This window comes from Propionimicrobium sp. BV2F7 (assembly GCF_000510445.1).
Classification (GTDB): Bacteria; Actinomycetota; Actinomycetes; order Propionibacteriales; family Propionibacteriaceae; genus Propionimicrobium; species Propionimicrobium lymphophilum.
This window is the reverse complement of sequence record NZ_AZIS01000005.1, coordinates 340,826-367,775: the sequence shown is the minus strand read 5'-3', so window position 1 is coordinate 367,775 and position 26,950 is coordinate 340,826. Positions and strand designations below refer to the sequence as shown.

The window sequence follows — 26,950 nt, the reverse complement described above, 5'->3', positions numbered from 1 at the left end:
GCGCCTATTACTAAGCCCTTACCCTTAAAATTCACCCATCCTCGAATGCGACTAGGCGAAACAGAGCAGCACATGCATAACTGAGCGCTGCCATGGCGGATACTTTTCGATTATTGGAACCTCTTTTTTTAAAACAGGTTCGGAAGCTGACGAAGGTTTGTCCTAGCCATGTCGATAAGTTCCGATCCCCTGCCGGAGAGCACGGTACGCATCGCGTAGAGTGAGAAGCCCTTGACCTGATCCAGCTCTAGGGTCGGCGGGATGGTCAGCTCCTGGCGGTCGGTGATTACGTCCAGAACCGCGGGACCGTCGTGGGCCAAGAATTCCTTGACGGTCTTCTCCAGCTGTCCACCCTTCTCAACGCGATAGCCCTTCAGGCCAACAGCGTTGGCGATATCGGCGAAATTCGGATCCTGCAGGTCAGTTGCGAAGTTAACGTAGCCCGCGGACTTCATCTCCAGCTCGACGAAATTCAGCGACGAATTGTTGAACACCACGATCTTCACGGGAAGGCCGTTCTGCTTGAGCGAGAGCAGGTCTCCGAGCAGCATCGACAGACCGCCGTCACCGGACATCGCGATTACCTGGCGGGATGGGAACGCCGCCTGAACGCCCATCGCCATCGGCATGGCATTTGCCATCGAGCCGTGGTTGAACGAGCCGATGATTCTGCGCTTGCCGTTCACGTCGATGTAGCGGGCGGCCCAGATTACCGGCGAGCCGACGTCGGGGATGAAAACTGCGTCGTCGGTTGCGTAGGTGTTGAGCAGGTCGGCGAGGAACTGCGGGTGAATTTTTCCGCGCTTGGTGGGCTTCGCGAGCGACTTCAGGTCTTTGGAGGACTTTGCATAGTCCTTCTGGATGGACTTCAAGTGGGCAGAAGATTTATTGCCCTTTAGCTTCGGCAGCAGCGCCTGGACGGTATCCCTCACGGTGCCAACGAGTGGCAGATCGACGTCGACGCGGCGACCGATGTGCTGGCCATCGATGTCGACCTGAATAACCTTGGCATCCTGCGGATAGAACTGCCGGTACGGCAAATCGCAGCCGAGCACGAGAAGGGTGTCGCATTCCTTAAGCGCGTTGTAACCGGACGTGAAGCCAAGAAGGCCTGTCATGCCGACGTCGAACGGGTTGTCGTATGCCACCCACTCCTTGCCGCGCATCGAGTGCACCATCGGTGCCTGCAACTTATCGGCGATCTCGATGATTTCGTCGTGTGCGCCCTGGCAACCTGCTCCGGCGAGGATCGAGATCTTCTTGGAAGAGTTGAGGATCTTTGCGGCCTCATCCAGCTGATCGTCCGCGGGGGCAGCGCGGAACGGGGCGCTTTCGATCTTTTCGGGTTTTGCGTCGGTTTCGGATAGCAGCACATTGCCGGGGATGACCAGCACAGCCACTCCCCTCTTGTCTAAAGCTGCGCGCATGGCCGACCGCAGGATCCTGGGCATCTGCTCCGGCATCGAGACCAGCTCACAATAAACCGAGCACTCCTGGAAAATGATCTCGGGGTGGGTCTCTTGGAAGTACGAACCGCCGATCTCGTCGTGAGGAATATGTGCGGCGATGGCTAGCACCGGAACTCGAGACCGGTTGGCGTCGTACAGGCCGTTGATCAAGTGCAGGTTACCGGGACCACAAGATCCGACCGTCACCGCGAGTTCCCCAGTGGTGGCGGCTTCCGCACTTGCAGCGAAAGCCCCAGCCTCCTCGTGACGAACCGGCACCCACTTGATGCCGGCTGTGCGGCGAATGGCATCCGTAAGGCCGTTCAGGGAGTCTCCGGCGACACCCCAGACCCTCTCGACGCCGCTATCCTTTAGCGTTTCAACAATATGCTGCGCGATTGTAGTCACAATGCTCCTTATTAAATAGCTAAGCGCAATTTTCAACGCGCCTTCTTTACAATCGGCGGCGGAAATTTGTCACCACAAATTAGAGCCGTAGACACATGCAATTATACCATTATTTGATTAGCTCAAAATAACTAGAGACAATGCTGTATGAGCAAACTAAAGATCACATCCGCAAATTGCGCTGCACTACTCGCAGCCACCGTGACCGGCTGCTCCGACGAAGGCGCAAACACTGAGGCTAACTCCGCGGTCGCCTCAAAGACCGAATCTTCCGGCGCCCAGACCCCGGACACCACCAACCAGCTCGACACCGACGGCGCTCTCAATGCCATCAAGAAGGCTGAAGAGGTTAAGGACGGCGTCGCGCTATCCGTCTCCACCGAGGACAACAGCCACTGGGAGGTAGCTGTTCTCGAGGGTAACGAGAAGGTTGAGTACGACGTAATGCTCAACGGCACCGTAATCGAGAACGAGCGCGAAATCGCCGATGCGAAGGATCAGAAGATCAAAGACAGCATCACTCTGGCTGAGGCCATTGAGAATGCTCAGGGCCAGGCTGCCGACGGCGGCAAGTTCCTAGACGAGGCCGATTTTGATGAAGAGGACGGCAAACTGGGCTTCGAGATCGACTTCAACGACGCCCGAGGTGACAACCTGAACTCCTTCTTCGTTGATGTACAGGGCAACATCGCTAAGAAGTAATTAAAGACAAACAAACGGCGGGTGAGCATTTTGCTTACCCGCCGTTTTTAAGTTCTACTGCAGCCGCTGGCCGTCTTTCGTTGGGAAACCACCGACAGCGATTCGAATGATATCGATGACCGTGCCGACTCCGAATAGCCCCCCAGTCACAAGCCACAAGATTCCCGTGGCCACCTTGCCGGTGTAGAAGCGATGGATTCCGGCAACTCCGACCAGACCCAAAAGTGCTAGTAAAAACGCAGTCATGCGGCTCATAATGCTTACCTCTCGTCGGCTGATACAACCAATCTAACCAAAAGAACCCGCGCTATCCGAAAGTTAATCGGAACAGGCGGGCCTTTGGTGTTTGACGGGTAAAAATCGATTAGACCAGATCGTTGATGATAATCGCCTGGTCGCGACCCGGGCCGACGCCGATACCGCTGATCCTGCAGCCCATCAGCTCTTCCAAGCGATGCACGTAGGCCTGACAGTTTGCCGGCAGATCGTCGAAATCGCGGATTCCGGAAATGTCCTCGCTCCAGCCGGGCAGCATCTCGTAGACGGGCTTAGCGAGCTGGAACTCGCGTTGAGTCAGCGGATAGTGATCGATGACGGTGCCCTCGATGTCGTAGCCGACGCAAACCGGAATCTCGTCCCAACCCGACAGAATGTCGAGCTTCGTCAGGTAGATGTCGGTGCAAGAGTTAGTCATGACCGCCTGCTGGGTGGCCAGCGCGTCGAACCAACCGCAGCGACGCGGCCTCCCCGTGGTGGCACCGAACTCGCCGCCAAGCTGACGCAGCCTCTCGCCAACCTCGTCGTGCAGCTCGGTCGGGAACGGTCCCTCACCCACGCGAGTGGTGTAGGCCTTAGCGATGCCAATGATGCGATCTATGCGGCGAGGGCCTACGCCGGTTCCGGTGCAGACGCCACCGGCAGTCGGGTTAGAGCTGGTGACGTACGGGTAGGTGCCGTAGTCGATGTCCAGGTGGTGCGCCTGAGCGCCCTCGAACAGGACGGTCTTTCCCTCGTCCAAAGCCTTATTGATGAGCCTAGAAGTGTCCACGACGTACGGCCTGAAGCGCTCGCCGTGGGCAAGCAGGCTCTCGATAATCGGTTCGGCCTCAATAGCGCGGCGGTTGTAGATCTTCACCAGCTGCTGGTTCTTCTGCTCAAGGCTCGCCTCCACCTTGTCGCGCAGAATCTGCTCGTCGAGCAGGTCCTGGACGCGGATGCCGATGCGGTTAACCTTGTCTGAATAGGTCGGGCCGATGCCACGACCGGTGGTGCCGATCTTCTTCTTGCCCGCGAACCGCTCGGTGACCCGGTCGAGCACCTGATGGTACTTCGTGATGATGTGGGCGTTAGCGCTTAGTAGCGGGTGCCTGACCTCGACGCCCCGCTGAGCGAGAGCATCAAGCTCCTCGGCCAACACATCCGGGTCGATGACGACGCCGTTACCGATGACTGTGGTGGCGTTCTGGTTCAGAATGCCCGCAGGCAGCAGATGCATGACGAATTTTTCGTCACCAACCACCACGGTGTGCCCCGCGTTGTTACCGCCCGAATAGCGAACGACGAAATCGACCCGGTCGCCGATTGCGTCCGTGGCCTTGCCCTTACCTTCGTCGCCCCACTGGGCTCCCAAAATAACGATTCCTGGCATCTATGCCTCCTAATAGCGCGGCCTAACTCTACTCCAAAATGAGCAGGTGTAGCCACCAGCGAGCAACTACACGCCTTCTACTCGGCGTTCGCGTAAGTCGGTTCACGCTTCTTCAGCCACTTAATCAGGGTTACGGTTACGGGCATCATCGCGTACTGCACAAGGATCTTCCAAAGGAAACCGAAGATGGTGTAGTTGGCCCACTGCCCCACCGTCGAGATGCCGATAGCACTGGCGGCAATGGTGCAAAAGACGATGGTGTCCAGCAGCTCGCCGACACCGGTTGCCGACATCAAACGTCTAACTAGGCGACGCTCCAGGTGGCGCTTTTTACCGAACCACATGATCGCCGAGTTTGCAGTCTGGCCGATTGCGAAACCTGTCATGGAGGCGAGCACGATCTGCCAGACGGGCCCGAGAGCGACCTCGATGCCGTGTTGTTTCTCGATGCCGTAATCGTCGCTGAAGCCGGGAAGGATGATGATCACCCAATAGATGAGCGCGGCGATGACGTTTGTGATGAAACCCATGGCAACAGCTCTGGTTGCCGCCTTCTTGCCGTACAGCTCAGTTACGGTGTCACCCATGATGTAGGCGATTGGGAACATGAAGAAGGCTCCGTCGGTGATGATGTCGAAGCCACCGATAGTAAATACGACGCCCTTTGCCCCACCGATGCCGCTCAGGATCACGATAATGCACATGATCGCCACGAGGATCGCGTAGTTTCCCGTCCCGTAGTCGGCGTATTTCGGCTGACTATGTCGACCTGTCGAACCATTTCGCTCGGAAGCGGCGCTAGCGGCAAAAGTGTCGTTGGCTAGCTGGTTTTCGTTCAGGTCTTTGTTTTTCACAGATCAGATTCTTGCACCAAAGCTGCGCGAACCACGATTCGAGTCCAAGATCCGACATAGACGCGGTGGTGCGGGCAGATCTCGACTCGTCCCGTGATCGGCTCGGCAGGCAACGTCTGATCTATGACGCCCACGAACGTCCCATTCGAGCTTCCGGCGTCCTCCACCCACCAACGCTTGCCATCGCTGATCAGGCGCGCGTGCTGACGACTAACGCCCGAATCGGTTGCGCAGTTGATTTGGGGAGACGGCTGTTCGGCAGTCGGACGCCCGATCGCAATCACGTCCTCGTGCAGCCCGATGATTTCGGGTTGACCCGGTGACGGCAGCTGGTCGGGGCTGGACTGGGTGCGGTACCACTCCGGGTCGATCCACACCTCTGCCACCCACTTAGTTCTCGGCTTCTCCTCGATCTGAGCTGGTTCTTCGTCGGGCTCACTGGCGGGTTTCGGGGACTCCCAAAGCCCCAGGTCGCCGGTTTCTTCCGACTGATTCAAGTCGTAGCCGCATGTCATACAGAAGGACTCCTCACCGGTCAGGAAAACGCCACACTTAGGGCACTGGCCGGTGTCCTTGCTCTCAAAGTCGTTGCTCATTTGTCCCTCCGAGGCCAATTATGGCCGCTGCTGTTCGTCTTTGCCACGATTACGTATGCGAGTCGTCTTCGTTGATGCGGTGTCTAAAGCCATTTCATCAGCCTTGTTTACTTGCTGACGCAACCTAACGGTTCCGGTGCTGATGTCGACGACGTCGACCACCCGAGACAGTTTTTCTGCGGCTTCGTCGTTTCCGGTCTGGTCTGCAAGCTGCACCGCCCTGCCCAACCGAGCCGTGGCGGTCGAAAGATCGCCGGCCTTTCTAGCAGCCAACCCCTCCTGAATTGTCTGGGCCAGCTCCGTCTGACCAGTGTAGTGCGCCACCTCGCTGTTTATTTGGGCAGTGAGGCTATCGTTCTGAGACCAAATAGCCTTGACCAGCCCTTGCGTTTTCGGCTGGTTGTCCACCACCAACTGCACACGCGCGGCCAACTGCTCCATCCCGATATTTTTGGCGGGTATCCGCACGCTTACGTGGTATTCGCGGGTTTCGTCGCCCCAGGCTCCCGTCGGATACTCGACGACTAGCTGGCTAACCGCCCTGCCCTTGTTGGTCATGTCGTCGACCTCGGGAGAAACCTGACGCACAAAAAGCAGTTGAGCCCCCTGAGGAGTCCACACTCGCAAATTAGCCTCGGAAACGCCTCGGTTCATGGACGCCTGCATGATCGAAGCGAACTCCTCGCTCAGGCGGTTCGGATCGGAGATGAAACCAAGCGTGCCCATCAGCGCATTCGAAATTTTTCGGATCTCCGAAACCACCCAGTAGGTTCCTACGCCACGACAATCGCACTGGAACTGACCACGGCAGGCCTCGATGGCGGCGTTGAGCTGGGCCGGCGTCTCGTGTTCGTCAGCGCCATCAGTTAGCAGCAGCGCATGTTTTTGGCTGAAGATATCGCCCATCGACGAAAACAGTGCCCGCGTCAGGTTCAGCCACTTACCGATCGCCGTGCCACCGTCTGCAATCAGCCGAGACACAGCGACCTTGGCCTGCTGACGCGTAAACTCGTCCATCTTTACCATTCCGGGGCCGGATTGGACGACCGGATAGGCAAGGAATGCCTCGTGGGTGCCAGAGACAACGGCAAAGTAGGTGTCGTCGAGGATGTTGTCGATCGCGGTAATTGCAGCCGACCTCGCTGCCGCCATCGTTCGCATGCCCATGGAGCCGGAGCAGTCGATGATGATGATCTCACCAGCCGCGCCATCAGACCCCGCTTTTCCGGCATCGTCGACGGTGATAGACACGATCGCGTTTACGTCGGTGCCGCCATCGGGCAGAAACTCGTTTTGGAAAACCTCGGAAGAATAAACCGCCATCAGGCCTGCTCCACGTTTCTCACGATCTTCGTGGTAGGGATATCCAGCGGATCTGCCGAGCCCTCCAACCTTGCGATGACGGCCGTCGCGTTATCAATCCCACCCTGCTGATTGGCCCAATGGATCAGGTCCTTCGTGCCCTCGGCGAGCCCGTCAGCCTGAGCCATTATCTGGCGCACGACGACAGCAAAGTCTTCCGGTTCGGATGCGTAGTTCCACACTCCGTCGCTGCAGACGACTAGCCAACCAGCGCTAGTTTGTGCACGCATCAAGTGGACGTCCGGCAGAATCTGCGGACAGTCTTTGCCGAGCCAACGCGTGATTACGTGTGCATCAGGGCCAGACTCGGCGATCTCTCGGGCGACACCGGCAGCAATATGTTCTTGGGCGATGGAATCGTCGATGCTTAGCAGCTCCACCTCGCCGTTTTCGGGGACCCAATAGACCCTGGAATCGCCAACCGAACCGGCGATCACCGAGCCATCTTGGATTGCCGCCATCGCTACCGTGCAGGACGGCGGATTGGTGTCCTCGGGGCCGGTATTTTCGAGCACGGCCTCGCCTGCCGCTTCGCAGGCTGCGATGAACGATGCCTGCAGCTGCACGGAGTTCTCCTCGACCATTCGAACATCTTTGGCCAGGTCTTGAAGCGCGCTCGCTCCGGCCAGCGCGGCCGCCCTCGAGGCGACGTCGGAATCGGACGCGCTGGACACGCCGTCGCAAACCACCAGAGCCGCCCAGCACCCTGGCTCGTCGCTGGCAATTGCGTGCATGCCGTCCTCGTTTTTTGCGTGCCGAAGGCCACGATCGCTGACCCCCGCAACCCAGCTTTGCGGCTGGATTTCAACGTGGTCGTACATCGACGGAGCCTTCGCACCGCACTTGGAGCAGTAGCCGTCGACGTCGATCGCTCCCCCGCACCTCTGACAGCTTGCGGGCTGGCTCTCAAATACTCGTGGCGCGCTCTGGTCTCCTGGTTCGAGATGGGCCTCAAGCTCGGGCTGTACCTCGACGTCCGCTTTTTCGACCAAGGGCGGCTGCCGCCATTCATTCTCGTTCAAAACAGGCTCCACTTTCTTTTCGTGTCGGCCTTACTAAGCAGACTATTTCTCTCACTGCGGTCTTGAGTCCAAGACGCCGCAGCCCGATATGCGGCCTCGAGCTGTGATCGGACGTTTCTTAACGTCGCAATTTGCCCACCGATGCGCACGCCTGGCTGGCTCCCGGATTCTTCCAGCTTCTTCAAAGCGGCCTCAAGGATGCGCACCTGGGACCGCGCCCGCTCCTTTTCGCTTAGGTCGGAATGGCCCACAGCCTCTAGCGCCTGTGCGAGATCTGGCAGACTCTCACCGCGCTCCAGAAGCAGCTTCGTGCGCTTTTGTCTTGCCAGGGAGAATCCCCTGGACTTCGCTGGCACCAAGTCGAGCGCGTCGAGGGTGCCTTGGACGTCTCCTCTGGCGAGCCTGATCCTCGCGATCGCGAATGCGCACGCGGCTACATAAGCGGAATCGGTGCTGGCACAGATAGCAAAAAGCTGTTCGGCAACTTGACTCATCCCGGCTCGCTCGCAGGCCAAAGCGAGGGCGAACTTGGGCGCCACTTCGCCCGGCAGCTGGCCGTAAACGGTGTTGAATGCGGCCACGGACTCGTGCCAATTGCCGGTTTGGACGTGCGAGATCGCCTGCATCCACACCGCCCGCCAGTCCCACGGGTCGAGCCGTTTCAGTTCGCTGATCAGGCGTTCTACTTGACGAGTTTTACCGAGCTGCAGATTCAGTTCGAGTTCCGCCAAGACGACTGCCGGACTACGTTGCGGCGCCTTAGCGAGGGCCTTCGCCCGAGAGGACGGGTCTTTCGTCGGCAGTCTGGTCAGCCACTCGCGCATCGGGTCGTTGATGTCCGCGCGGATCTGCGGCAGCATGTGCCAATCGATTTCGGTTTCGTCAAGCAGATCGGGCGTGGTGAAAAGCGACGATTCGTGTGAAGTAATGGCAGCGCCTCCCGACGCCCTGCCCGCGACCTCCCTGAGCACGCCTAAGCATTGGGCGCGCAGAATCTGGGCAGACTGGAACCGATCCGTCGGTTCGGGCGCACAGGCCCGCTTCACCAGTCTGTACAGCGAGTCGTTTTGGGAAAGCTGCGGGATCTTGCCGGCGGGCGGCAGCTTGTCGACGTAGTCGGTTTGGAAGCCTGGGAAGACCGTACACATCATCAGCAGCGCCCGGCCTATCGTGTAAATATCGCTGGCGACGGAGCAGCCTTGCTCGGCGACCTCCGGGGCCTGATAACCAACTGTGCCGTAGATGGGCGAGATGTCGTCGTCGACCCTCCGAACAGAGCCAAGGTCGATCAGTTTGAGGGAATCTTGCACCTGCATCAGATTATCGGGCTTGAAATCGCAATACAGCAGGCCTCTATCGTGCAGATAGCTGAACGCAGGCAGGATCTCGATGACGTAAGCCAGCGCCCAGTCTGGCGGCAGTGGATCGTGCACGCCGTCGTTTTCAGTCTTGCGTTTCTTCAGCAGATCGGTAATGGAGCGGCCCGGAACGTATTCCAAGACGATGTAGCGGGCGCCCTCGTGCGCGACGAAGTTGTAGATCTCGACGATCATTGGGTGTTCTACCTTGGCGAGGAATTTACCCTCGGACTTCGCGGATGCGGCGGCGTCGGCGTCGGATTCGTTCAGCAGCCCCTTCAGCACCACCCAGCGGTCGGAGACGTTCTTATCCCTAGCCAGGTAGATCCAGCCCATGCCTCCGTATGCGAGGCAGCCGACCGCTTCGTATTGACCCGCCACCAACTCACCCGGCGAGATCACCGGACGAAAATCGAATGAAGTGCCGCAAGAATCGCAGGTGCCTACCTGAGCACCCTCAGCGCCGTTTTGCCCGCGCCCGACAGGTTTTCCGCAGGCAGAACAGAACCTGCGTGCCTCGGGCACGACTGGATTATCCATAACCGCGTCCAGCGGATCGAACGTAGGCGAGGGCGGTACAACGGTGATTCCGGCACCGATGCGCGTTCGGTTACTCTGCCACGAGCTAAGCGGGTGTTTGTCGTCTCCTTCGCCGGCGATTGCCGAGCCGATAGCGACGGTGCCGAGCTGCTCGCTGGAGATTCCCACCAGCGGCGCACCCAACACGTTTGGCACCTGCTGCACAACGGGAGGTTGCCCGCAGACGTTGCAGTAGCCGTCGATTATCTCGCCTCGGCAATAAGACTGCGGGCATGGGCCGATCGAGACCCCCATCGGGCCGCTCTGTCGCGGACTAGCTTTGTTCGGCGCCGAAACGGTTTTGCGAGTCGGGGCTCTGAACGGCATAGGCTCAGGCATTTCGATAGAAATTTCGGCGGCACCAGGAGGCATCCCGCAGTAGTCGCAATAGCCGTCGACCACTGAACCCGGGCAACCGGGCTGAGTACATTTTTGTTCGCTCATGGGGCCTCCTTTCACTCGCCAGGCCGGCTGCGTTCGGCTAGCCAGCAACGGTAGTTTTCGACTGCTGTATCTAGGCTATCGACGACCTCTGACAATTTTTGATCGCTGTTCACCAAGCCGGTAGAAATTGCGTCCGCGATGGCGTCCAAACCTGCCTGCAGCTGCGCCAAACCAGGCGACGGAGTCAGCGCTTCTTTATAGGCCTGCTCCACCTGTTCCATTGCAGACTCGAGGCGACGCAGCCTGTTGAGGTAGCGCTCGATCGCCTCCTCGTCTTCGGGAACCGAACCTAAAACGGCGACGTCCGGGACCACCAGATCGGGCGCGCCGGGAATACCTCTCGCCTCTTGTGCGAGAAGGTCGAGAGCTTTCTTCCGCTGCGCTAGGCGGTCTCTGACAGCGACGGCCGTCTGCGCAGACGGAGAAGCAAACTGTTGACGCTTCTGATGCTTCGCAACCCCGACGATCAAGTCGCGTTCGAGCCTTGCGGTATCGTTTTCGAGCGGCCCCAGCAGACCGCCCACGTCGGCTCCCCTGCCCGAACGTTCGAGAACGGCGGAAAGCCTTGCGTCGAGTTCTTGGAACCGCGACTGCGCCTGCACCAGATCGTCGCCAGAGGTCAAAGTTAGTTGGTCACGGATTCGTTCCAGCCCGGCGCGAATCTGGCGGGTCCTGGCCAGCACTTCGCTGCCGGATGGATCGATCATCAGGTTCTGGCGCAACTGGCCTGTTAACGCGTCAGATAGTTTGCAGGCCTCGGGTAGCGATAGCCCGCTGGCCGCGGTGTTGTCGGCCTCGTCCAGCTTGCCCCAGGTTAAGTTGGCGAGTTCCTCGCACTGCCTGGGCCCGACCCTGCCGCCGTCCCAAATCGCAAGCAGCCGTTGATACCTGGTCTTGATTGCCTGCCAGAGCGCCATCCCGAGCGCAATGTCGGAAACGAGGCGTTCAGGATCCTTGCCCTTTTGTGCGGCAGCGTCCAGCTCGTCGAGTTCGGCCCGGCGTTGCCCCAGCCACTCGCCTAACTCGATCAGGTATTTGCGGTTATCCATTGGCGACGCCCCGCGCCCGATCGCTCCGGGGGCCGATGGGGTCAACGCGTAACTCATCGCAGGTACTTTCGCAGCGGCTGCGAAAGCCCCCACCCGGCGAGCAGCATGGCAGCAGCGTTCAGCCCAACGGCCAAAAGACGATTTCGGTTGTTGGCCCGTCGCTGGTCTTCGGCCTGTGCGCTCACTTCAGATCTGCTCGATTCGCTCTTCTGCGAAAGCTTGGTAGCCAGGGCGTCTGCTGCTTCGTCACTTGCAGAAATATTCTGCGCGCTCGGCTCCTCGACGGCCTTCGACTGCGCAGCCTTGTAGGTGTCGAATGGCACCTCGAAGCTGGTGTCCGTGACGAGCACCCCAGCAGAAATGTCTTCGATCTGTCTCGACCAGTCCTCCGAGATCTCCTGGGCTCCGGCGTCGAGGCTCGCAGCCGCCACCGCGCGGTTTCCGGTAGATCTTGCGATGGCGAAATCGCTTAGTGTCTGACTATCAATGCGAAGCCTCGTGTATGCCTGCTCGTGCTCCGTGCCGACCATCCTCGCTGAAGCCTGGCCGCTGGTGCCAAGCAGATACATGCTCCCGGCGCTCAGCAGCGTAGCAAGGAGCAAGCCGAGGTTAAACACCCGGCGAGTCAACTGGGCGTGCCGGACGTTGAGGTAAATCAACACAGCTATTGGCATGAGAAGCCACATGAAGCGGTACGTGGAACCCTTGGGTAGCGAACTTATCTTGTCCGAAAGAGCGTTTACCTGGGCGTTCGCCTCCGCGCCAACCCCAGAATCGTTAGACTGCTTCGACTGGTTTAGAGTCTGGGAGTCGCCGCTGGCGGAAAGCTTGCCGAGTTCGGCCGCCGCTCCCGGCAGCTGTTTTGACAAGGCGACGGAGGCTTGCGCGTCCCTCATCTGCTGAGAAAGCATGACTGCGGCTTCTTGAAGCGGCTGCAGATAGTCGTCGTTTTCGTCCGCCACGATGCTTTTCGCCGCCAACGCGTCAGCCGTGTAGACGTCAGACTTCACCGTCTGGACGTCTACGATGCTTGACGCGGAATCGCTAAAAGACTGGACGAATTCATCCGAACCCGCGGCCGACCAGATGCCGAGCATGCCGGAAACGAAACAGGCGAGAACGCTTATGGCCCGTAGAAAATTTAGGCTGCGGGGAATGTTTGGAGCCTTTTGTAAAGACGCATCCTTGCGCAAGACCGCCGAGTCGATCGGTTTATCGAACGCAACGGAGAAGTCTTTGCCCTTCGTCTTCGCTGATTGCACGGCTTATTCGATGTCCAGCGGCCCGGACGCCTTAGCCGTCGGTTCCGGGTCGTCGAGTTTGGTGGGAGCAAGATTCTTTCCGCCAAACTTGGCGTCCAGGAACGCACCCTGCGCGACGAGGGTCGCCGCGTCCTGACGGTTGGCTGCGTCCGCCATGCGCGAGGTGGTCAGCGCGAGCAGATCGAGCTGATCAATCAACAGCAGCAGGGAGGATTTGCCGTTTGCCACCGGGCGGGTGTCGGCCCAGTCACGAGGCAGAGCCAGGTAGCCGGCAAGCGATTCAGGCAGGTACTCGGTGGCGGTGGCCACCACCGTGTAGGCTTCCTCGCTGGACACGCCTAGATTTTCCAGCCTTGGCAGGATGCCCCTAACCAGGTGCGTGACCCGCAGCACCCTGGCGAGCACCGGCGTCGAAACCTGGTTGTTCTCCACCATCTCCTCGGCCTTACGAAGCGCGCGCTCAATGTCTACGTTCGAGGGCGGAGCGGGCATTTCGGGCTCAGGCTCCGCCTGTGGTTTGGGCTTCAGCCAATCAAACAGACCCATTTATATTCCTTCCTCGCCTGCCTACCTGTCGAGCTCGGGGACGTCGAGCGGGTTGGCGATGACGCGGTTGTTCTCCGAGCGTCTTGCCCGATCCAGGTACAACCGCGACTTGGACACCTCGCTCTCGAGCGTACCGATGGTCTGCTCCATTGTCTTGAGGGCCTCCACTTTGAAGTTGTCGATGGAGTCCATCGTCTCGTAGACGTTCTCGAAAGCCTTCTGCAGGCTCTCCATGCCGATCGACGAACTGGCCGCCTGCTGCTGAATGCCAACGGAGTTGTTTTTCAGCATCTCGCTGGTGGTTTCGATCATGGAGCTGGTGGTCTGGTTGAGCGCGGTGATCTGGTCAAGCACGAGCTTCTGGTTGCCCAACGCTTGCGAAACGAGGACGGCAGTTCGAAGTGCGGATACCGTGGTGGTCGACGCCCTATCCACGCCCTTGATCAATTCGATGTTGTTCTTAATGATGATGTCCATCGAGAGGTAACCCTGGATGGACACGGCAAGCTGCGTCATCAAATCTTGATGCTTCTGTCGCACGTAGAACAAGACATCCTTGCTCAGCGTGTCGGCCTTAGCCGGGTCGGAGTATTTCAGCTCCTCGATCTTTGCGCTCAACTGCTCGTCCAGCTGCCCGGCCATGTAAATGTACTGGTTGAGACGCTCCATCGTTTCCCACAGCTGCACCTTCTCCATGTTCAGGCTGGCGTTGTCGCGGGTCAGCTCGTCCTGGCCGGAACGAAGCGAGTGCAGGATGGCGTTCAGATGCTGCTGGCTGGACTGGTATTTGCGAAAGTAGTCCTCCACCTTCTGACCGACCGGGAAGATGCCAAGGATCTTGCGCTTGGGCTTGGAGACGGCAGACGGATCCAGCTCCTCAACAACGCGACGCAGTTCAACCAGGCTCTGACCGACTTGGCTGACTTCGCTGATGCCACCGGAATTGACCTCCTGGATTGGTGTGTCCAGCAACCTGTTGGAGGCCTCGGCAGCGCGACGAATATCTGCGTCGCCCATGGCCCGAACCACGTCGGCCTTAGCCGCGAAGTTGGGACTGCCGATCTGTTCGCTAAGCAAGGAATCAACGAAAGAATCCACCTTACGATCCAGCTCCGGCTTCTTCGCCTCGTCGACGGGCGGCGCTATCGAGCTTGCCTGCTCGGCCACCACCGGCTGCGGGGGCTCGGGCACGGAAAGATTTAACTCCGTGCTCGGTGCGGGCGGAGTCAGCGGTGTATTGGTCGGTTCGCTCATCTTGCCTCCAAGTAGCTTTTGCCTTCTACTTTAGCCACCGACTAAACATGCCGGAAGAACTTGGGTGTTGCACGGGCGAACTCTTTGCTTTATTTCGCTGTTATTCATTGGCCCTAATATTGAGGGATGCAAACTTCATCCTTGAAGAACAATCTGTGGCGGTGGAGCGGGGCGATAATTACCCTCCTCGCGTTTAGCGCCTATTGTTGGCTTTCAGTCATCCGCCACGTCGACTTCAAGACCGCAGGCTATGACGTCGGGATCTTCGACCAGGCAATCCGCCATTACGCCCACTTCATGCCGCCGTACTCGCCGCTGAAGGGCATCGATTTTAACCTGCTTGGCGATCACTTCCACCCGATCTTGATTCTCATCACCCCTCTCTATTGGATCTGGGACGATCCACGCGTGCTGCTAATCGTGCAATCCGTGCTGATGGCCGCATCGATCTGGCTGGTTTGGGTTTTTGCCAGGCGCAAGCTGCCCGGCATACTGGCTGCGCTGGTCACCGCGATTTACGCCTTCGGCTGGCCCCTGCAGGCGATGGCGGATTTCGAGTTTCACGAGATCGCCTTCGCACTGCCGCTGCTGGCATGGGCGGCGCTTTCTTTAGATGAAGAGCATCCGCGAGACAGGCAGCTTTTCGCCTCCTGCCTGCTGTTGCTTTTGGTGCGCGAGGACATGGGCGCGTGTGTTTTCATGCTCGGGTTCATCCGGGCTTTGCGCAAGCCGCGGAAGCAGGGAATCGCGCTTGCGGCAATCGGTTTCGTCGCGTTCTTTTTGGTTACGATGGTCATCGTCCCGGCGTTCGGTGACGGCTTTGGCTATTGGCAATACAGCGTCTTAGAGGAGGGGCCGGTCGCCATCCTCAAAGCGCTCTTCCTGCCGTTCGACAAGACCAGGACGCTGCTCGCCCTGCTCATACCACTCGGGTTTTTGCCACTGTTTTCTAAGTTCAGCTTGGTTGCCATGCCAATCGTTTTGCAGCGCTTCCTAGCCGACCGCGAGTCGCTGTGGACCACCGAATACCACTACAACGCGCCGGTTTGGACGATCATCACGATGGCCGTGATCCCGGTTTTAGCCAAGTTGATCGCCAAAGATCGAATTCGTAAGGTCTCGACCTGGCTGGCCGCAGCGATTCTTCTCGCTCAGGCCGTCTTGAGCACGGGAATCAACAACGACATGTTCCCGCTCGGCACCATGTTCGACAGGCCGCCGCAGCTGCGCGAGCAAGTGGCCAACAAGAAAAAGATCATCTCCCAGATCCCGGACAATGTTTGCGTTACCGCCTCCGAAAGATTCGTGCCGCACCTGACCGACAGGACGCGGGTCACCGTGCCGGGAGTCGAGGCCCCAAAACCGGACTTCATCGTCCTGCACGCAGACGAGCTACCCCACCCCGTCGACGAGTCGATCACCGCCCAAGACGAATACGACAAGGCGCTCGCCACCGGATACACGCAGATCGCTCGCGAAGGTGGTTCCATACTTCTGCGATCTGGCGACTATCAGGGCCCGCGCACAGAATGCGGCCCGCTCGCAGGATGATCGAGCAGGAAAATTCTCTACACAATAAGAAAGCCCTCGTCACCGAGGCTTTCTTATTTAGTTAATTAGTTTTCAGTGTTTTCCAGGTATTTGTTGGCGCTGCGACGGTAGAACATCGCGAGCAGTGCGCCGGAAAGGTTGTGCCAGACCGAAAACACGGCGGCCGGCAGAGCTGCCGCAGGGCTAAAGTACTGGACGGCCAAACCCGCAGCGAGCGCGGAGTTCTGCATACCGACCTCGATGGATATCGTTCGGCTAGCGCGCTCGCCTCGCTTGGTGACCTTGCCCAGGCCGTAGCCCAGCAGGTAGCCGAGGATGTTGTGCAAGATGACGGCTAGGAAGATGATCCAGCCAGCCTTGACCAGCTGATCTACGGAGTTACCGACGACAGCCGTCGCAACCAGGGAGATCGCCACAACGGATAGCCACGGCATTGCGGGCAGCACCGGGGTGACTACCTTCGGCAGCAGCGTGCGGACGACCAGACCACCGACAACCGGGATCAGAACGATCTGGACGATCGACAACGCCATCGACTTCGCGTCAACCGGCATGTACTGTCCGGCCAGCAGCAGCGTCAGGATCGGGGTGAAGATCGGGGCTAACAGCGTCGAGATGGAGGTCATCGTCACTGAAAGCGCGGTGTCGGCCTTAGCCAGATAAGCGACGACATTGGACGCCGTACCACCGGGCGCGCAGCCAACCAGAATAACGCCAGCGGCGATTTCTGGGGGCAAGCCAAGCAGGCTGGAAACGCCCCAACCAACCAGCGGCATGATGACGTACTGCGCAACGACGCCAACCAGCACCGGAAGAGGGCGGGTGAAAACGAGTTTGAAGTCTTCGAGCCTCAGCGTCAGACCCATGCAGAACATAATGACAATCAGCAGCGGGTTGACTGCGGGCACGATGCTCTTCGCGACGTCGGGCACGAAGAATCCAAATAGCGCCGCAGCAATAATCAACACCGGGAAAAGGGTGACGGCGATGGTCGCCGAGCGGTCTTCCTGGGTCAGCTTGCTGGTTTTGCTCTGTTCGGGCCGGTTCTTTTCCAGAACCCCGAGGTTGTTATTAGACATGAGGAAAAGGTTAAGTTTTTCCCAAAGTTTGAACCACAATGTTCATTTTATGAGATTAGTCCGCAACATTAGATGTTTTGGTTTTCCAAATCTGCAAAAACGGCTTAACCCACCTCTTGTTGCATCGTGTTGCTCTTTTGTACACGTCTAGTAAACATTCGTTAGCTTTGCCGCGTTGAATACGCAACACTTACGTGGTTCAATGAACATTGCCCGGGGTCAGTGAAAGTCTGAACCGGCGGTGATAGTCCGCGAACCTGCACCAGCAGGCCGATCCGGTGGAAATCCGGAACCGACGGTTAAAGTCCGGATGGGAGGCGCACAAAATCTTTGCGAGGTTTTCCTCGCGAGGCCCCGAGCCTATTGGCAGAAAGGGGCTTTAGATGTCGAAGCAGAATTCGTCTGCAGATCAACTCTTCATTCGCCGCGCCATAGAGCTCGCCGCCCGCAGCCCCCAGGCAGACCCCAACCCGCGCGTCGGTTGCGTCTTGGTTCGTGACGGAAAAGTACTTGGCGAAGGTTGGCACAAGGGTGCCGGAACCGACCACGCAGAGGTAGCCGCGCTCAAGGACGCCGGCGACGCTTCCGGTGCGACCGCTTACGTCAGCCTCGAGCCATGTAACCACACCGGACGCACCGGCCCTTGTGCGCAGGCGTTAATCAGGGCCGGAGTTAAGCGTGTCCGCTTCGCCCAACCGGACCCCAACCCGGACGCCACCGGCGGCGCCGAGACTTTGCGGGGCGCCGGAGTGGATGTTCAAGGCGGCCTGCTGGCTGAAGAAGCCACCAGGCTGAACAGATACTGGACTTTCTCTTATCTTGAGGGCAGGCCGTTTGTCACCTGGAAGGTGGCCGCCACGCTTGACGGCAGGACGGCTGCCACCGACGGCACCTCGCAGTGGATTACGGGCGAATCCGCTCGCGCCGATGTTCACGAGCGCAGGGCAAGCGCCGGAGCGATCGCTGTTGGCACCGGCACGGTGCTAGCAGACAACCCGCGCCTAACCACCCGTCACCCAGACGGTAGCCTCGCGAAACGCCAGCCGATTCGGGTGGTGTTTGGCGCCCGCGAAATACCGAAAAACTTCAACGTCTATTCCGACGAAGCACCCACCCTATTCGCCACTCAAGGCATCCGTGCCGGCCTTGCAAAGTTGAGCGCCAGAGGCGTCCATCACCTGTGGCTGGAGGGCGGCGCTAACCTGGCCGCGTCCTTCGTGCGTGAGGGCCTGGTTGACGAGGTCGTCTGCTATTTGTCCGGATCGCTGCTGGGCGCGGGCAAGCCGCTGATCGGGGACTTTGGGATCTCCACGATGGCCGACATCAAAAGACTTCACATCACTCACGTTGAACAGCTCGACGACGATTGTCTAATCATCTTGAAACCAACAGATAGGAAACCATGTTCACCGGAATCGTAGAAGAGATCGGCGAGATCGTCGCCGTAAATAAGGGCGCAGAGTCGATGCGTCTTAGCGTTCGCGGCCCAATCGCCACCTCTGACGCCACTCTTGGCTGCTCGATCGCGGTTGACGGCGTCTGCCTGACCGCCGTCGAACTGGATGGGGACGTATTCACTGCGGACGTCATGGCCGAAACCCTTCGGATGACCATGCTCGGCGACCTGCAAACCGGCGACAAGGTGAACCTGGAACGCGCGATGGCCGCGAACGCGCGCCTGGGCGGCCATATCGTCGCCGGCCACGTCGAAGCGTTGGGTGAAATCGTCAAGCGTTCCCCCGGCGAGGACTGGGAGCTCTTCGAGATCAGCGCCGACGCCGACTTCCTGCGCTACCTCGTCCCAAAGGGTTCGGTGACGGTAATGGGTGTTTCGCTGACCGTCGTCGACGTTTTGGAAAGCTCCTTCACGATCTCGCTGATCCCTGCAACCCTTTCCGATACGATCCTGGGCTCTAGCCCCGTCAGCACCAAAGTAAACCTCGAGGCGGACATGATCGGCAAATACATCGTCACCTATCTAGAACGAATGAACGAAGGCAAGTAAATGCACCCCGAAATCAAGAAAGTGAACGGTTTCGCCACCATCGAGTCCGCGTTCGAGCAGCTTAGGGCCGGCCGCCCCATTTTGGTGCTAGACGATCAAGACCGCGAGAACGAGGGCGACGCCGTACTTCCTGCCTTCAACGCCGACCCTAAGTGGGTTGCTTGGATGGTTCGCCACACCTCCGGTTACTTGTGTGCGCCGATGCCCGAATCGCTGGCGGACAAGCTTGGCCTGCCGCTGATGGTTGAGAACAGCCAGGACCCGAAGCTGACCGCCTACACCTTCTCTTGCGATGCGGCCGAGGGCGTGACGACGGGCATCAGCGCGGCAGACCGCGCAACCACCCTGCGCGCACTGGCTGATCCTAACGCAACCCCGCAAGCCATCATTCGTCCCGGCCACATCCTGCCGCTTCGCGCCCGCGAGGGCGGCGTTTTCACCCGCCGCGGCCACACCGAGGCAACCGTCGACTTCTGCCGCCTGGCCGGGCTGCCACCTGTCGGCGCCATCGGCGAGCTGGTCCACGACGACGGCCGCATGATGCGCACCCCGGACGTCCTGGCGCTCGGGGAAGACAACGACCTGGCAGTCGTCACGATCGACGAGCTGGAGAAATGGCGAGAGCGCTACGACCGCGTCGAGCTGGTCGCAAAAACGGTGCTGCCCACCCATTTCGGCAAGTTCAAGCTGCTCGGCTACCGAGACCTGCGAACCGGGACCAGCCACGTCGCTCTGATCAGCGGCGAGTTAGGCGATAACCCGGTGGTTCGCGTCCATTCCGAATGCCTGACCGGCGACGCGCTCGGCTCAATGCGCTGCGACTGCGGCGAGCAGCTGGAACTCTCGCAGGAGATCATCGGCAAGGAGGGCGGCGTGCTCGTCTACCTGCGTGGTCACGAGGGACGCGGCGTCGGACTGATGGCCAAGCTTGAGGCGTACAGCCTGCAAGACAATGGCGCAGACACCGTCGACGCTCAGACGCTTCTGGGCATGCCTATCGACGCCCGCGAATACGGCGCGGCAGTCGCGATTCTGCAGGATCTCGGTGTGGACAAAGTACAGCTTCTCACCAACAACCCGGAGAAGTCGCAAGAGCTTGTGAAGCTCGGCATCGCGGTCTCTAAGGTCCGCCCGATCGTCACCGGGATCACCGAAGAAAACGCTAGGTATCTATCAACCAAACGAGACCGGATGGGCCATAAGTTGCCCGAGCATCTAGTGCCTAAGGAGGCATAAATGTCCAAGGAAGGACTCCCCGAAATCTCCGTCAACGGTAAGGGCCGCAAGGTGGCTGTGATCGCAGCCCAGTGGTACGGGAAGGTCACTGACGCGCTGACCGAGCGCGCCTCGCAGACTCTCGAGGAAGCCGGCGCAGAGGTAACCGTTGTTAGGGTACCCGGAACGTTCGAGTTGCCCGTCGCCTGCGCCCGGCTGGCCGACAAGTTCGACGCCATGATCGCGCTGGGCGTCGTCGTGCGCGGCGGCACCCCGCACTTCGACTACGTGTGCGAGGGCGCAACCCAGGGCCTGATTCAGGTGATGGTGAACACCGGAAAGCCCATCGGTTTTGGCGTGCTTACCTGTAACACAGAGCAGGAGGCCATCGACCGCTCCGGACTTCCTGGCTCCGCAGAAGACAAAGGACGTGAGGCCGCTGGGGCCGTCCTAGCAACCTTAGAGGCCATCGAAAGCGTATAAAAATAAACTATCGGGTGCATGAGCTGAGCAAAGTCGCTCATGCACCCGATAGTTTTTGCGCGGTTTTAGGCCTGGTCTAGCTTCCTCAGGTCCTCGATTGACAGGCTCGCGAGGCGGTTCAGAATCTCGCGACGCTCGTCGTCGGGGGTTGCCTGGGGTTCTGGGTCCGGGCTTTCCTCAGGGCCGTTGGCCGAGCCGCCACCCTTGGGGACGGTGGTAGTGATCGAGACGATCGCGGCCAGCAAAAATACCAGCGAAACACCGAGCGCCACCATGGCGGCTAGTCGTAGGGACGCGTTGTCGCTGCGGCCGGCCATGGCGAGCACGTCGGGCACCTTAGAACCCTGCAGGCCGTAGAAGACGGCCAGGGAGATCGCTGTGCCGATTGCACCGCCCAGAGACGACGCCATCTTGTAGATGCCAGAGCCCGAGCCGGCTTGAGCAGCGGGCAGGTTTGCCAGCGCAGCGTCGGTTGACGGCGTCGCGTAGAACGCCAGGCCCAAGCCGAACAAGCAGTAGGCGATGATGGCGAGGATTACGTACTGGCCGATCAGCAGGTGGGTCATCATCAGCAGCACGCAGGCGAGGATGGTGATCATGCAGCCCCAGATCATGGGTTTGCGCGGCCCGAAGCGCTGCAGCAGCTTCTCCCCGATTCGGATGAACGCGATGATGCACACGCCGTAGCCGAGCGAAAGCAGGCCTGCGTCGAACGCCGTGTACAGCGAGCCGTCGGCCTTGTGGCCGGCGAGCTGAATCACCTGCTGGCTGATGATCAACATGCCGATGGTGCCGTTAACCAGGAAGTTCGAGATCGTCGCACCTGTGAACGTGGTGTTTTTGAACAGCGCGAAGTCGATGAAGGGATTGGACTGCTTCAGCTCCCAGTAGATGAACAGCACGTAAGCGACGATAGCTATAGATGCCAAGCCGAGCGCAGTGAAGCTGGTCCAGCCAAGCTTGGAGCCGTACAGCAGAACGATCATCAGGCCAAGCGTTCCGATGATGAACAAGATGAGGCCGACGATGTCGAACTTGTGGTTCTGGCCCTCGGATACCACCTTATTTTCCGGAGTGCCCACAATCATCAGGAAAGCGATCACCGAGATGATGATCGAGGCGATGAAGATGCCCCTCCAGCCGACGAACTGCACGACGGTGCCGCCGAAGATCGCGGCCAAACCGGAGCCACCCCACGAACCAATCGACCACATCGAGACGGCGCGCTGACGAGCGGGGCCATCCCAGTATGCCTTAACCAAAGCCATCGAGGCCGGCATGATCGCGCCAGCACCGAGACCCTGAATTGCTCGGCCGACGAGCAGCAAAGGCAAAGCGGCAGCGCCGGTCGCAAACACGATCAGCAGCGAACCAGTGGCGTTAAGGATAATGCCGAGCAGCGTGATCTTCACACGGCCGAAGCGGTCGGCAAAGCCACCAAGCAGCACCATGAACAGGCCCGAGAACAGGCCAGTGATGGATACGGCCAAGTTCATTCCTGCAGGGTCGATGTTGTCGCTGCCGATGTCCTGCATGATATTGGGCGCGACGGTTGCCGCGGTTCCGGCGAATAGCCAGAACGTCACCACCGCGAGGACGATGCCCCAGAGCAACTTCTCTGTGCCCTGATATTCGGTTTTTGGTGTGGTAGTTGTCATTTTGTTAGCCCTTCTTGTTAGCCCTTCAGCCAAGCCATGCAGGCGACGATCGCCGCCTCGGTGCCGGTGCGCAGGGTCGGCTCCATGACCGGCCCGAACGCGGGGTTGTGATTGGGATATGTCTGGGCGCCCTCTTCGAAGCCGCCGAAGCCCCAATAGCAGTATTCGATTCCGAATGCGTCCGGAATGAAGCTGAAATCTTCTGATGCCGAAACCTCGCCGCAGTCCATGACGCGTTCTTCGCCGAAGTGCTCGACGAAAGCATTCGTCACCTTCTCGGTGATCTCCACGGAGTTGTCGGTCAGCGGGTAGGAGTCGTACACCTCGAACTCCGGGTCCTGCGGGCAGTTCGACGCCTCGCACTCGGTGTTTACGACACGCTTGATGCCCTCGAGCAGCTGTTCGCGCACGTCCATGTCGTAGGCACGGATGTTGATCAGCAGGGTCGCCGTGTCGGGGATGATGTTGGACTTGGAGCCCGCCTGAATCGAACCGACCGTCAGCACTGCCATGTCGAACGGGTTGATCTCGCGCGAAACCACCGTCTGCAGGCGCAGCACGATAGACGAGGCGAGCACCACCGGGTCGACGCCCATGTGCGGCATCGAACCGTGCGAGCCCTTGCCGTGCAGCGTCACCTTGATGGATGCGCCCGTCGAGAGAATCGGGCCTGCGTGGGTGCCGACCTGCCCGGCGCGCATCGGGCAAGCAAGGACGTGCTGGCCGAAGGCCACGTCTGGTTTGGGTAGCTTGTCCACCAGCCCGTCGTTGACCATCGACTTGGCTCCCGCAGCGGTCTCTTCGCCCGGCTGGAACAACGCGATGTGGGTGCCACTCCAAGAGTCGGTGTTATCTGAAAGCACCCGGGCAGCGCCCAGATTGGCCATGATGTGGAAGTCGTGGCCGCAGGCGTGCATCGCCGGCACCTCGTTGCCGTTCTCATCGGTGCGGGTGATGGTGGAGGCGTAGTCAAGCCCAGTGTTTTCCTTGACGGGTAGACCGTCGATATCCGCGCGGAAAAGAACGGTGGCTCCCTCGCCATTTTCCAAGACACCGACTACTCCCCCTCCGATTCGTTGAACTTTGTAACCAAATTTTTCGAGTTCTCTTTCGATGAAATCGCAGGTTTCAGATTCCTGCATCGAAAGCTCTGGGTTCTTATGCAGGTGGACATAAGACTCCTCCTGCCAGTCCTTGATGGAATCCAGTGCCTTAGCAATATCGAGTGTGGCCATCTCGTTCCTTTCTCAAGCCTCCCAGAGACTCACTTATTTAGTTGAACTAATTTTCAACCTTATTCGTTGCTAGAAACTTAAACAGCCCGTTAATTGGCGAATGTCGCATGACAAAGAGGGCAGGAGCCGCTTGGCTCCTGCCCTCTTCACGTGGTTTGTTTTGATTAGCCGAACTGGCCGGTGATGTAGCGCTCGGTTTCCGGCTGGGACGGGTTGGTGAAGATCTTCTCGGTCTGATCGAATTCAACCAGGTGGCCCGGCTTGCCGGTGCCCTCAATGTTGAAGAAGCCGGTCTTGTCGGAAACGCGCGATGCCTGCTGCATGTTGTGCGTCACGATGACAACAGTGTAGTTCTCCTTCAGCTCGTGAATCAGGTCCTCGATTGCCAGGGTGGAGATCGGGTCGAGAGCCGAGCAAGGCTCATCCATCAGCAGCACCTGCGGCTGGATCGCGATCGCGCGGGCGATGCAGAGCCTCTGCTGTTGACCGCCGGAAAGGCCGTTACCGGGCAGATCCAGGCGGTCCTTGACCTCTTCCCACAGGTTCGAGCCGCGCAGCGAACGCTCGACTAGGTCGTCCTGCTCGCTCTTGGGCATCCTGCGGTTGTTCAGCTTGATTCCGGCCAGAACGTTGTCGCGAATGCTCATGGTCGGGAACGGGTTCGGCTGCTGGAAAACCATGCCGATCTGCTGACGAACGCGAACCGGGTCTACGTTGGATGCGTAAATGTCCTGGCCGTCTAGCATGACCTGGCCCTCGGTGCGGGCGCCCGGGGTCAACTCGAGCATGCGGTCGAGGCAGCGGAGAACGGTCGACTTGCCACAGCCGGACGGGCCAATGAACGCGGTGACGGCGTTGGGCTCGATCACCATGTTGACCCCTTCGACGGCCTTGAAGTCGCCGTAATAGACGTTCAAGTCCTTGAGTTCCATGCGCTTAGCCATATTGATTGGTCCTTCTCTTTATTTAATGTTGTTGGGGTCAGCGGTTGATCTTGGGCGCGAACTTCTTTGCCACCCAGCGTCCGACGATGTTTAGCAGCATTACGATCAGCACCAGCACCAGAGCGCCGGCCCATGAGCGCGCATACGACGCGTCGGGATTGCGTCCGGGGGCCTGCATGTACTGGTAGTAAACCATAACCGGAAGAGCGGTCATGTTGTTGATCGGCTGGTTAGGCGTCGGGATCGGGTTGGTGTTCATGCTCGCCGTGTAGCCCATGGTGATTAGCAGCGGAGCGGTCTCACCGATGATTCGGGCGATCGCGATGATGACCGCGGAGACGATACCGGAGATCGAGGTGGGCAGCACGATTTTTACGATGGTGCGCCACTTGGTTACGCCGAGCGCGTAAGAGGCCTCACGCAGCTTGTCTGGAACCAGACGGATGATCTCTTCGCAGTTACGCACGATGTATGGAATCATCAGCACGCAAAGTGCGACGGCGCCGGCCAGACCGGACTTTGACGGGCCGAGCACCAGGCTGAACAGTGAGTAGGCGAACAGGCCTGCGACGATCGACGGAATACCGGTCATGACGTCAACCAAGAAGGTGATCGCACGCTTCAGCGTGCCCTTTCCATATTCGACGAGGTAGATAGCGGTGAACAGGCCGATCGGAACGGAGATGATGGTGGCCAGGCCGGTGACGATCAAGGTGCCAGTGATGGCGTGCAGCGCACCGCCGTGGTCAGCGGTCGGCTTAACGTTACGCATCGTCTCGGTGAAGAACTCGATGTCGAAGCGGTGCAGGCCATTGGTGATGGTCGTGTAAAGGATCGAGAACAGTGGCAGACATGCCAGCAGGAACGCACCGAAGATGACGAATGCCATAGTGCGGTTCATTGCACGCCGGCGGCCTTCGACCGACCAGCTAAGCGCGAAGATCACGACCAGCGCCACCAAGCCGCCGGAGATGATTCCACCAACCAACAGCCCGAACATTTTTGTGTCTGGGTTGAACATGGCTATCAGCGCGGTCATGACCACTACGCAGACGACGAGCGTCGCCAGCGGGATCCATTTATTTAGCTGCCCACCGGTCAGGCTTTGATCAATCTCAGGGGCTACAGGGCGTTCTCTAAGATTGGTGCTCATTCTTCGTCCTCCTTGCCAGCGCGCTTCGCCACGCCGAACGAAGACTTCTTTCCTGTGATAGCCCGGCCGGCCATGTTGACGACGAACGTCAGCACGAACAGCACGAGGCCGGTAGCTAGCAGCTGAGATACGGTCAGCTGGCCGGCCTCGGGGAACGTGTTAGCAATGTTTGCGGCGATGGTGTTCGGGTTCTGGCTGGTCAGCAGCTGGAAGTTGATGACGTTCGCCGGCGAGAGGACCATGGCAACGGCCATCGTCTCACCGAGCGCGCGTCCCAGGCCGAGCATCGACGCCGAGACGATGCCGGAACGTCCGAATGGGAAAACCACCTGATTGATCATTTCCCAGCGGGTTGCACCCAGCGCCAGGGATGCTTCTTCCTGAAGCTTCGGCGTACGCAGGAAAACCTCGCGGGAAAGCGAGGTGATGATCGGCAAAATCATGATGGCCAGAACCAGAGCCGCGGTCAGCATGGAGCGACCGCTAGTCGCCACAGTTCCGGAGAACAGCGGAATGAAGCCGAGGTGTTTGTTTAGCCAGGTGTAGACGGGCACCATCATCGGCGCCAGCGTCATAATGCCCCACAGGCCGAAGACGACCGACGGCACAGCGGCCAGCAGGTCGATGATGAAGGCGATCGGGGTCGAAAGCCTCTTCGGTGCGTAGTGGGAAATGTACAGTGCGATGCCGACGGCGACCGGAACTGCGATCAGCAGCGCCAGGAACGACGACCAAACCGTGCCGAACAGGTATGGCACCACGTACAGCAAAGTGTTGCCGCTAGGCAGGTCTTCTGCGGGAGTGGTGAATGCCGGCATGGCTTCCGAAAGTAGGAAGAAGGCAACAGCCGCCAAAATAACCAGAATTAGCAATCCGGAGCCAACGGAAATGCCTTTGAAGATGGCATCGCCGGCGTGGCCGCGATTGCTGATAAGCGAGTCTTCAGGTGAAGACTGCTCCATCTCACGAACTGGAGCAGACATGTGTTCTATTCGCTTTCTTTGTTTAGAAGTAATTCGGGTGTGGCGTGAGCCACCTTTGACACAAACCGAGCCCGACCCTCATTTTGAGGAGTCGGGCACGGCATTGTGCAGA

Annotated in this window: 24 protein-coding genes and 1 riboswitch; of the genes, 6 read left to right on the top strand and 18 right to left on the bottom strand. The window is 59.2% G+C overall.

Annotation, left to right across the window (positions count from 1 at the left end; translation table 11 throughout):
* Positions 1-128: 128 nt before the first annotated feature.
* The gene (gene poxB / locus HMPREF1255_RS08065) at positions 129-1,856 is read right to left on the bottom strand and encodes a ubiquinone-dependent pyruvate dehydrogenase (RefSeq protein ID WP_016456638.1); all 1,728 of its coding nucleotides are present in this window, start codon (positions 1,854-1,856) and stop codon (positions 129-131) included.
* A gap of 147 nt (positions 1,857-2,003) precedes the next feature.
* Here poxB and HMPREF1255_RS08060 point away from each other — a divergent pair, with 147 nt between their 5' ends.
* Positions 2,004-2,558, top strand: coding sequence for a hypothetical protein (locus HMPREF1255_RS08060; RefSeq protein WP_024111303.1), 555 nt, complete (start codon positions 2,004-2,006; stop codon positions 2,556-2,558).
* A 54-nt stretch (positions 2,559-2,612) separates the two neighbouring features.
* Here HMPREF1255_RS08060 and HMPREF1255_RS08055 read toward each other — a convergent pair whose 3' ends face one another.
* The 11 genes from HMPREF1255_RS08055 to HMPREF1255_RS08005 form a co-directional block, all read right to left on the bottom strand.
* Positions 2,613-2,813 (bottom strand): NINE protein, encoded by a 201-nt coding sequence (locus HMPREF1255_RS08055; protein ID WP_016456640.1) that lies wholly within the window; start codon positions 2,811-2,813, stop codon positions 2,613-2,615.
* A 109-nt stretch (positions 2,814-2,922) separates the two neighbouring features.
* Positions 2,923-4,206 (bottom strand): adenylosuccinate synthase, encoded by a 1,284-nt coding sequence (locus tag HMPREF1255_RS08050; protein ID WP_016456641.1) that lies wholly within the window; start codon positions 4,204-4,206, stop codon positions 2,923-2,925.
* A 77-nt stretch (positions 4,207-4,283) separates the two neighbouring features.
* Positions 4,284-5,060 (bottom strand): queuosine precursor transporter, encoded by a 777-nt coding sequence (locus HMPREF1255_RS08045; RefSeq protein WP_016456642.1) that lies wholly within the window; start codon positions 5,058-5,060, stop codon positions 4,284-4,286.
* On the bottom strand, positions 5,057-5,656 hold the full coding sequence (locus HMPREF1255_RS08040) for an FHA domain-containing protein (RefSeq protein WP_016456643.1): 600 nt from the start codon (positions 5,654-5,656) through the stop codon (positions 5,057-5,059). Before HMPREF1255_RS08040 ends, HMPREF1255_RS08045 begins: the two co-directional genes overlap by 4 nt.
* 18 nt (positions 5,657-5,674) lie before the next feature.
* Positions 5,675-6,979 carry a VWA domain-containing protein gene (locus HMPREF1255_RS08035; RefSeq protein WP_024111419.1) on the bottom strand — a complete coding sequence of 435 codons (1,305 nt, stop codon included), beginning with the start codon at positions 6,977-6,979 and terminating at the stop codon, positions 5,675-5,677.
* Positions 6,979-8,040: a PP2C family serine/threonine-protein phosphatase gene (locus HMPREF1255_RS08030; RefSeq protein WP_155948517.1), complete on the bottom strand. Its 1,062-nt coding sequence runs from the start codon at positions 8,038-8,040 to the stop codon at positions 6,979-6,981. Before HMPREF1255_RS08030 ends, HMPREF1255_RS08035 begins: the two co-directional genes overlap by 1 nt.
* Complete coding sequence (locus HMPREF1255_RS08025) at positions 8,037-10,421, bottom strand: serine/threonine-protein kinase (RefSeq protein ID WP_024111297.1); 2,385 nt, start codon at positions 10,419-10,421, stop codon at positions 8,037-8,039. The genes HMPREF1255_RS08030 and HMPREF1255_RS08025 overlap by 4 nt, the downstream gene beginning before the upstream one ends.
* 11 nt (positions 10,422-10,432) lie before the next feature.
* Positions 10,433-11,527, bottom strand: coding sequence for a hypothetical protein (locus HMPREF1255_RS08020; protein ID WP_016456647.1), 1,095 nt, complete (start codon positions 11,525-11,527; stop codon positions 10,433-10,435).
* Positions 11,524-12,732, bottom strand: coding sequence for a hypothetical protein (locus HMPREF1255_RS08015; protein ID WP_016456648.1), 1,209 nt, complete (start codon positions 12,730-12,732; stop codon positions 11,524-11,526). The genes HMPREF1255_RS08020 and HMPREF1255_RS08015 overlap by 4 nt, the downstream gene beginning before the upstream one ends.
* A gap of 3 nt (positions 12,733-12,735) precedes the next feature.
* Positions 12,736-13,278 carry a hypothetical protein gene (locus HMPREF1255_RS08010; protein ID WP_016456649.1) on the bottom strand — a complete coding sequence of 181 codons (543 nt, stop codon included), beginning with the start codon at positions 13,276-13,278 and terminating at the stop codon, positions 12,736-12,738.
* Positions 13,279-13,299: 21 nt separating this feature from the next.
* Positions 13,300-14,532, bottom strand: a complete 1,233-nt coding sequence (locus HMPREF1255_RS08005) for a toxic anion resistance protein (RefSeq protein WP_016456650.1) — start codon at positions 14,530-14,532, stop codon at positions 13,300-13,302.
* Between the two features lie 126 nt (positions 14,533-14,658).
* Here HMPREF1255_RS08005 and HMPREF1255_RS08000 point away from each other — a divergent pair, with 126 nt between their 5' ends.
* The gene (locus HMPREF1255_RS08000; protein ID WP_036917522.1) at positions 14,659-16,083 is read left to right on the top strand and encodes a DUF2079 domain-containing protein; all 1,425 of its coding nucleotides are present in this window, start codon (positions 14,659-14,661) and stop codon (positions 16,081-16,083) included.
* A gap of 65 nt (positions 16,084-16,148) precedes the next feature.
* Here HMPREF1255_RS08000 and HMPREF1255_RS07995 read toward each other — a convergent pair whose 3' ends face one another.
* Positions 16,149-17,162: a bile acid:sodium symporter family protein gene (locus HMPREF1255_RS07995; protein WP_024111592.1), complete on the bottom strand. Its 1,014-nt coding sequence runs from the start codon at positions 17,160-17,162 to the stop codon at positions 16,149-16,151.
* A 204-nt stretch (positions 17,163-17,366) separates the two neighbouring features.
* A riboswitch (FMN riboswitch) is annotated at positions 17,367-17,488 on the top strand.
* Between the two features lie 57 nt (positions 17,489-17,545).
* On the opposite strand from HMPREF1255_RS07995, the gene ribD reads away from it, so the two are divergent.
* From ribD to ribH, 4 genes are read left to right on the top strand one after another with little or no spacing between them, the layout of a single operon-like run.
* A complete protein-coding gene (gene ribD, locus HMPREF1255_RS07990) occupies positions 17,546-18,583 on the top strand; it encodes a bifunctional diaminohydroxyphosphoribosylaminopyrimidine deaminase/5-amino-6-(5-phosphoribosylamino)uracil reductase RibD (protein ID WP_024111363.1) in 1,038 nt (345 codons plus the stop codon).
* On the top strand, positions 18,565-19,167 hold the full coding sequence (locus HMPREF1255_RS07985) for a riboflavin synthase (RefSeq protein WP_024111393.1): 603 nt from the start codon (positions 18,565-18,567) through the stop codon (positions 19,165-19,167). Before ribD ends, HMPREF1255_RS07985 begins: the two co-directional genes overlap by 19 nt.
* Positions 19,168-20,403: a bifunctional 3,4-dihydroxy-2-butanone-4-phosphate synthase/GTP cyclohydrolase II gene (locus HMPREF1255_RS07980; RefSeq protein ID WP_024111372.1), complete on the top strand. Its 1,236-nt coding sequence runs from the start codon at positions 19,168-19,170 to the stop codon at positions 20,401-20,403.
* Positions 20,404-20,865, top strand: coding sequence for a 6,7-dimethyl-8-ribityllumazine synthase (gene ribH, locus HMPREF1255_RS07975; RefSeq protein ID WP_024111628.1), 462 nt, complete (start codon positions 20,404-20,406; stop codon positions 20,863-20,865).
* A gap of 65 nt (positions 20,866-20,930) precedes the next feature.
* Here the strand turns inward: ribH and HMPREF1255_RS07970 are convergent, their stop codons facing one another.
* From HMPREF1255_RS07970 to pstC, 5 genes are all read right to left on the bottom strand, one after another.
* Complete coding sequence (locus HMPREF1255_RS07970) at positions 20,931-22,523, bottom strand: MFS transporter (protein WP_024111343.1); 1,593 nt, start codon at positions 22,521-22,523, stop codon at positions 20,931-20,933.
* A gap of 17 nt (positions 22,524-22,540) precedes the next feature.
* Complete coding sequence (locus HMPREF1255_RS07965; RefSeq protein ID WP_024111522.1) at positions 22,541-23,758, bottom strand: amidohydrolase; 1,218 nt, start codon at positions 23,756-23,758, stop codon at positions 22,541-22,543.
* 164 nt (positions 23,759-23,922) lie between these two features.
* Complete coding sequence (pstB, locus tag HMPREF1255_RS07960; RefSeq protein WP_024111399.1) at positions 23,923-24,702, bottom strand: phosphate ABC transporter ATP-binding protein PstB; 780 nt, start codon at positions 24,700-24,702, stop codon at positions 23,923-23,925.
* A 37-nt stretch (positions 24,703-24,739) separates the two neighbouring features.
* On the bottom strand, positions 24,740-25,855 hold the full coding sequence (gene pstA, locus HMPREF1255_RS07955; RefSeq protein WP_016456660.1) for a phosphate ABC transporter permease PstA: 1,116 nt from the start codon (positions 25,853-25,855) through the stop codon (positions 24,740-24,742).
* Complete coding sequence (pstC, locus tag HMPREF1255_RS07950) at positions 25,852-26,838, bottom strand: phosphate ABC transporter permease subunit PstC (RefSeq protein ID WP_016456661.1); 987 nt, start codon at positions 26,836-26,838, stop codon at positions 25,852-25,854. The genes pstA and pstC overlap by 4 nt, the downstream gene beginning before the upstream one ends.
* Between the last annotated feature and the right edge of the window lie 112 nt (positions 26,839-26,950).